Here is a 6,819-nt window from a genome sequence, read left to right as displayed (position 1 = left end):
TTGATCTCCGGTGGGTTGATAGGGAGAAACCAGTTGAAACTCTGACATGGGTTTGGTTTTCCGATGGGCTTAGATGGCCGCCGGGCTGGTCAGGGCAGGGTTATCTGCGCGTTGGACGCACACAGGGGCGCATTTGGAATGGTAGTGCGGATCACAAAGGCTTGTGGGGTGCCTCTAAACTTGGCCGCCTGCTCAGCGGTGGGCTCCAGCTTGCGCACCAGGATGAGCCTCTGTTCCATGGTAAGGTTTTATCATGCATGACTGAGGGCAGCGCTTCTTCACTAGGCCTGTTCATGCCAGCAGTGCAGAGCAGTAGGGCCTGGGTGTCCGCGCCATGTCTCCCTCGGTGCAGAGATTGAGATATGGGACGACGGCAACTCTTGCGCGGGATCCTGATTGGGCTTGGTCTTCTGGCCGCCATGGTGGTGTGGGTTGTCGTATGGCTGCTCACCCGCAGTCCGGTGGCTTTGTTGCTGGCCCACCCGGAGCTGCCACCCATTGTGGGCTTTGCCCCCAGCTCTGCGCAAGCGCTGCTGGTGTTGGCTGTTCCCCTGGACGAGGTGCAAGCGTTTTGGCAAGCGGCAACTCCTGCCCCCCAGCGACGCGCTGCCCGTCAGCAGTGGCAAAAGTTTTTCTCCCCTGAAGGCCCAGGCTGGCTGGGATCCATGCTGGCCGGGGGATCCCTTGATTTTGAGCGGGAGGTGCGGCCCTGGCTGGGGAGGAGCACCCTCTTGGCCAGTTTGCCGGAGTGGGGCACCTTGGTTGCCCTAGAAACGCGGGATGCGGCAGTCTCTCAATTTGAGCTGAACCTGTTGTGGGAACGGCAGAGCTTGGCCGGGAGGCCGGTGCAGGTGGACACTTACAAGGGCATTCAGGTGGTGTCTAGCCCGATTCCGGGCCTGCAGGGGTTCTCGGCAGCCGTTTTCGGCGAGCAATACGTGTTGTTGGCGGAGCAGTCTGCTGCCATTCGGGCTGCAATCGATGCTTGGCAGTTGCCGCAGTTGTCTCTGGTGGCTCAGCCTCTGTTTCAGCAGGTCATCCAGCCCTTGCGGGAGGCGCATGTGGGTTGGGCCTTCTGGCAAAATCCAGAGGCGGTTTCTTCAGATGGGCTGACGTTGCAGGCGGTAGGGCTGGGGTTGGGGGTAAACTTCCGCGGCTTGGTGGCCGAAAGTGCTGCCCTCTGGCATGCGCCCGCTGGCTTCTCCTTGCCGGCGGCAGAAGCCTTTCGCCCGCAGATCCTTCAACATCTGCCGGATAAAACCTTGGCGCTGATTTCCGGAGAGAATCTGGTCTCAGTTTGGCAGAGCCTGGGGCAGATCCAGCCCCTAAATCCCCTGGGGTTGCGGGTGGATCCCGGCCAGTGGCTGCAGCGCTTGCAATCTCAGGTGGCGCTGGACTGGCAGCGTCTGTTGCCGGAACGGGGAGAGTTTGCCTTTGCCCTTTTGCCCGGCGACGGGGATCCAGCCTGGCTGTGGGTCGGTAAGCTGCCGGATGAGTCGGTCGCGACAGCGGGACGGAGTCCTTATTTCGACTTGGATGAGCGGGCACGCGCCCAAGGCTGGCAGGTAATCTCTCTGGCAACGAAGCGCGGCACCGCCACTGCCTGGGCCCAACCGACCACTCCTGCGGGGGAGACGGAGTCCTTGCCGTCAGAACCCCCGCCGGTGGCGACAGCGGGACGGAGTCCTTACCGCTCTATCCATCGACCGGAGATCCCTGTGTTGGCAGGCGAGCCGCTGGAAGTCAGTGGGAAAGGAGGATCCGCGTCATTGCAGGCGGCAGAGGCTCTCCCCCAAACGCTGCCAGGGATCCCGCTGCCGGCACAGGTGTATCATGCCGATCGCAAAGGCTATTCCTACCTGGCCTCTTCTTTGGGGGCTCTGGAGACGGCCCTCGCGGATCCCCCCTTGAGTGCAAATCGCGCCTGGCGCAAGTTGGTGGCTTCCCTGCCCCACCGCAATTTGGGCTATGGCTATGGATCCCTGGGGTTGCTCTTGGAAAGCGAGCTGCCCGACCCGGTCGCGTCAGCGGCGCGGAGCGCTAAGGGATCCCGCTGGGCATCCACGCGCTTTGCCTTCGCCACCACAGCCCTAGCGGTTTCTGAAGCTCCCTACCCCGATCGGGGCTGCCAGATTACCCAAATGGGCAAGCTGTTTTGGGAGTGGTATTGAGGGTCAGACTATCCAGGGATCCCGGCAGTTGGGGTGGATGTACTTGGCCAGATAGACCTGGTTGCCCATTTCATTCCACTCCACAAAGTCGAAGATTTGGGTGAGCAGCAGCATTCCTCGGCCCGACTCTTCGGTTTCCAAGATGTTATGTTGGCATCGGTGGAGCTTCTCTTGGGGACAAAAGCCGGGCCCTTGATCTCGCACCAGCCATTGGTAAAAGGGCTCCGAGCTGGCGTACTCGATGATCACCTTCTTGTTGGGGTCGAGGCCGTTGCCGTGGCGGACGGCATTGATGATTGCTTCCTGTAGGCCCAAACGTATTTCCGCTCTCCAGGCAGGAGGGACTTTTGAGATCAAGAGATCGAGGACAGGCTGAGTGTAGAGGGTGGAGGGAAAGCTGATAACGCTCCAGGAGCAGTGGGCGGGTTTGAGGGAAAGGGCAATCACGGAGGCAGTCTTCCCTGGGGCACGGCACTCTGACCCCATTCTAGCAATCCCATCGGGGTCAACCCCAGCAGAGGTGCGGCAGGAGCTCGGCAAGGGGACTTTTGCCGTACCATCTTGAGTGGTAAGTCTCTTCGCGGTTTTATGGCGATCAAGGTTGGAAATAAGGTCAAAGTTCGCTCTGTCCAGGATCGCGGACAAGAAAACCTCAGCGCTCTGGTGGGCAAAGAGGCTGTGGTGCTGGCACGGCGTGTGGTCGATGGCAGCGGTGTCGGCTACATTCTGGAGTTTCCCGATCGCTCTCGACATTGGTTTTTCGAGAGTGAACTGGAGGTGCTCTAAGCCCCTGTCTGTGTTCTGTTGTCTAGAGGGTCGGTTGGTGGCTTCTCCTCCTCATTTGACTCGCCGTTTGCTGGCCCGCCAGATGGCCGCGCAGGTGGATGGCCTGACCGTGGAAATGGCTGCTGCTGCTCTGGAGGCTATGCTGGACAGCATTAGCCAATGCCTGGCCCAGGGGGGATCCGTGCGGCTGGCTCGCTTTGGCACGTTCTCGCTGCGCCATCGTCCCGCCCGGCAAACCTATCATCCGCGCACCAAGGCCCCTGTTCACATCCCGGCTGCCGATGTGCCTCATTTTGTTCCCAGCCCTGAGCTGGGGCGTCCAGCTGGGGTTCGGGTGTCCAAGTCTGAGTCCGCGGGATCCGTGTAGGGTAGCTGCAGAATGACCGTCCTGCTGTGGTTTCGCACCGACTTGCGCCTGCTGGATCACCAGCCGCTGACGCGGGCCTGCCAACAGGGATCCCCTTTGATCCCCTTGTATTGCTTGGATCCCCGCCAGTTCGGCGAGACTTCCCTTGGGCTCCGCCCCAGAACCGGCCCTTTCCGCGGTCAGTTTTTGCTGGAGAGTTTGGCAGATCTGCGGCAGCAGTTGCGGTCGCGCGGCTCGGATTTGGTGATCCGCCAGGGACAGCCAGAACAGGTGATCCCCACCTTGGCACAGGAGTGGGGGGTCGAGGCGGTCTATGCCCATGAAGAGGTGGGCACCGAGGAGAAGGAGGTGGCGGCTGCTGTTGAGCGGGCTTTGCGGTCTCTGGGGATCCGGCTGCAGGTTGATTGGGGCCATACCCTCTATCACCCTGAGGATCTCCCCTTTTGTCTCTCGCAACTGCCCGAGCTGTTCACCCGCTTTCGAAAGCAAGTCGAGGAAAGCACTCCCATCCGGGATCCCTTGCCCATTCCCTCGATCCCCCCCCTGCCATCGGGTTTGGATCCCGGCCCTCTGCCTACTTTGGCCTCGCTGGGGCTATCCCCACCTGCCGGGGATCCACGGGCCCGCTTCACCTACCTTGGCGGCAGCACTGCTGCCCATGCCCGCCTGCAAACCTACTTTTGGGATCTGGATCGGCTGCGCATCTACAAAGAAACCCGCAACGGCATGTTGGATCCCGACGATAGCTCCCGGCTTTCTGCTTGGTTGGCCCTGGGCTGCATCTCCCCTCGCACCGTCTATGCCGAGGTCAAGCGTTACGAGCAGGAGCGGGTGCGCAATGAGTCCACCTACTGGCTGGTGTTTGAGCTGCTGTGGCGGGATTATTTTCGGTTTATCTTGGCCAAGCACGGCGCCAAACTGTTCCGTCCTTCTGGGATCCAAGGGATCCCCATCCCTTGGCAACAGGATTGGCCGCGCTTCCAGGCTTGGTGTCGGGGTGAGACGGGCTACCCCTTGGTGGATGCCAACATGCGGGAGCTGGCGGCTACTGGGTTTATGTCCAACCGGGGACGGCAGAATGTGGCCAGCTTTTTGACAAAAAACCTGGGCATCGACTGGCGCATGGGCGCTGAGTGGTTTGAGTCGCTGCTCATCGACTACGACGTGGCCAGCAACTACGGCAATTGGAACTACACCGCCGGCGTAGGGAATGATGCCCGTGGCTTCCGCTACTTCCACATCCCCAAGCAATCTCGCGAGTATGATCCCAAAGGAGACTATCTGCGCCACTGGTTGCCGGAATTGGCCGGGATCCCGGGGGATAAAATCCACGAGCCCTATCGCCTCACTGCTGCCGAGCAGAAGCAATTTGGAGTCCGATTGGGGGTGGACTACCCTCGCCCACTGGTGGATTTGGAGAAGTCTCTCGCGGCCAACCGACGGGTTTACGAAGCTGCCCTGACCTGCCGATAGGCATTGCCTTGTCTGGGGCTTCTTCCCGAGAGGGGGCTGAGGGGATTTTCTGAGGCGCAGTTCCGGCCCAAGAGTGCTATTCTAGTTAAGCACTATCCTGGCTCAGTAGCTCAGCGGTAGAGCAGGGGACTCATAAGCCCTTGGTCGCGTGTTCAAATCACGCCTGAGCCATCCACGTCAAACTTTTTTCAGAGGCTTCCCGGCCTGGCGGATACCCTAACTGGCTTGCAGCAGGCAGAGGGTTGGCGTAAAGTTATGGGTGGAACCTACTTCGGTTTGGGATCCCTGTCTTCACATCGGTTCTACAAATGGCCGTTCCCGATTATCAGAGCTTGATGTTGCCACTTCTCCAGTTTGCAGCACGTAAAGAAACCGAAATATCAACCAGCGAAGCTGTTGAAGCTCTAGCAAAGGAACTGGGCCTCACAGAGGACGATCTCAGGGAGATGCTGCCGAGCGGTGTACAGCCAACCTTTGTCAATCGCGTCGGCTGGGCTGCAACTTATATGAAAAAGGCAGGGCTGCTGGAAACAACGCGCAGAGGATTCTACCAAATTACTGACCGCGGAAGAGATCTTCTTGAAAAACAGCCCAAAACCATCAATGTAGAGTTACTCAGGCAATATCCTGAATTCCGAGAATTTGAGGGGCCCAAAGACACAAGAAGCAGCAACAAGGCAAGCAAACAAAAAGCTTTATCAGAGACTTCGGCAGCGACACCATTAGAGCAGTTAGAAGCTGCATATGAAAGTCTCCGTGACAAACTGGCTGATGAACTGCTTGCCAAGCTAAAGAAAGTATCGCCCGCCTTCTTCGAAAAGGTTGTTGTGGAGCTGCTGGTTAAAATGGGCTATGGAGGTTCACGAGCAGATGCAGGCAAAGCAATTGGTAGAAGTGGTGACGGTGGAATTGATGGGATCATCAAAGAGGACAAACTCGGTCTTGATGTTGTGTATATTCAGGCAAAGCGTTGGGATAGCAATCCGGTAGGTCGTCCTGATGTCATGCAGTTTGTGGGTGCTTTACAGGCTCAAAGAGCAAACAAGGGTATTTTTATCACTACCTCCAGGTTTACTGAAGACGCTAGCAGCTACGTTTCGCAGATCGGCAGTAAGATTGTTTTGATTGACGGCGAACAACTAACAAATCTAATGATTGAGCACGACGTTGGCGTATCTACAGTTTCATTGTATCCGGTAAAGAAGATTGATAGTGATTATTTTGAAGAGAGCATCTAACATCGGAGTGAGAAAATTGAGCTGCTAGGGCCAGCAGAGTTAACACAAGGAGCAAAGCTAGCAAAGTTCATGTAGTGCCATCGCCTCCTTAAGTATGGGCATAAGTATCGAGGTCTAGCGTCACTGGGAATTCTCCTGTTCGGGGTAAAAGTTGGGATCCATCACCTGATCCAATGTGTAGGGACACTGGGCAGGCAGATCGTCCAGAGATAGAGGCGTTTCTTTAGCCACCAGCAGGACGCTCTTTTGATAAGCTTTATTCATTGCTTCAACCAGATAAGACTTAAGGCTGGGATTATCCGCAATTAACTCCTGCACCTCTTGCCGCTGTTCGATAATTGTGGCTATCCTACTTTTGCTTCGTTGTTGAGGCTGAAACTGCCACTTTAGCAGATGGCCCACCAGGATCCCTAGCCGATTCACCAATTCGCGGCGTTCTTGCCTGCCCAAAGTCTCAATCTCCTCCACCAAGTTGGGAATATCCAATCGATCCCACTGCCCCGATCTCAGCAGTGCGGCTTGCTCTTGCGTCCAGGCATAAAAGTCGCAGTCGTAAAGCGCCATGATCCATTCCTAACAGGACACCGGCCAAAGATAAGTCAATCCTACCGGTTCCAGCCGTTGAGCTTCGACCTCATAAGTTTATCGAGTCCTCAAACTCTGTAGCTACAAAGCCTCGGATCTGTGGCAGCGTTGGATCCCAATGGGGCCTGACCCTGAACAATATGAGGTTTCAACAGGTCTGGAGCGCTTGATCACGGCCCAGGATCCAGGCGATAAGGGG

Annotated in this window: 7 protein-coding genes and 1 tRNA gene; 6 read left to right on the top strand and 2 right to left on the bottom strand. The window is 57.4% G+C overall.

The annotated features are described in order from the left end of the window. Positions 1–362 precede the first annotated feature (362 nt). On the top strand, positions 363–2,171 hold the full coding sequence (locus NW829_RS07905; RefSeq protein ID WP_414416820.1) for a DUF3352 domain-containing protein: 1,809 nt from the start codon (positions 363–365) through the stop codon (positions 2,169–2,171). A gap of 3 nt (positions 2,172–2,174) precedes the next feature. Here the strand turns inward: NW829_RS07905 and NW829_RS07900 are convergent, their stop codons facing one another. Beyond that, a complete protein-coding gene (locus NW829_RS07900) occupies positions 2,175–2,618 on the bottom strand; it encodes an ATP-binding protein (protein WP_414328951.1) in 444 nt (147 codons plus the stop codon). A 141-nt stretch (positions 2,619–2,759) separates the two neighbouring features. Here NW829_RS07900 and NW829_RS07895 point away from each other — a divergent pair, with 141 nt between their 5' ends. From NW829_RS07895 to NW829_RS07875, 5 genes are all read left to right on the top strand, one after another. Then, positions 2,760–2,957 carry a cytochrome b6f subunit family protein gene (locus NW829_RS07895; RefSeq protein ID WP_041436278.1) on the top strand — a complete coding sequence of 66 codons (198 nt, stop codon included), beginning with the start codon at positions 2,760–2,762 and terminating at the stop codon, positions 2,955–2,957. A 37-nt stretch (positions 2,958–2,994) separates the two neighbouring features. After that, positions 2,995–3,324 carry an HU family DNA-binding protein gene (locus tag NW829_RS07890; protein ID WP_238376891.1) on the top strand — a complete coding sequence of 110 codons (330 nt, stop codon included), beginning with the start codon at positions 2,995–2,997 and terminating at the stop codon, positions 3,322–3,324. 12 nt (positions 3,325–3,336) lie between these two features. Beyond that, entirely contained in the window at positions 3,337–4,797 is a 1,461-nt protein-coding gene (locus tag NW829_RS07885) for a DASH family cryptochrome (RefSeq protein ID WP_414416819.1), read from the top strand. Between the two features lie 99 nt (positions 4,798–4,896). Further along, a tRNA-Met gene (locus NW829_RS07880) sits at positions 4,897–4,968 on the top strand. Positions 4,969–5,105: 137 nt separating this feature from the next. Beyond that, the gene (locus NW829_RS07875) at positions 5,106–6,035 is read left to right on the top strand and encodes a restriction endonuclease (protein ID WP_414416818.1); all 930 of its coding nucleotides are present in this window, start codon (positions 5,106–5,108) and stop codon (positions 6,033–6,035) included. 120 nt (positions 6,036–6,155) lie between these two features. Here the strand turns inward: NW829_RS07875 and NW829_RS07870 are convergent, their stop codons facing one another. Further along, positions 6,156–6,599, bottom strand: coding sequence for a DUF29 domain-containing protein (locus tag NW829_RS07870; protein ID WP_414416817.1), 444 nt, complete (start codon positions 6,597–6,599; stop codon positions 6,156–6,158). Between the last annotated feature and the right edge of the window lie 220 nt (positions 6,600–6,819).

This window comes from Synechococcus sp. R55.8 (genome assembly GCF_047461895.1).
Taxonomy (GTDB): Bacteria; Cyanobacteriota; Cyanobacteriia; order Thermostichales; family Thermostichaceae; genus Thermostichus.
Note: the sequence above shows the minus strand (reverse complement) of the source record. Positions and strands in the feature narration are given on the sequence as shown.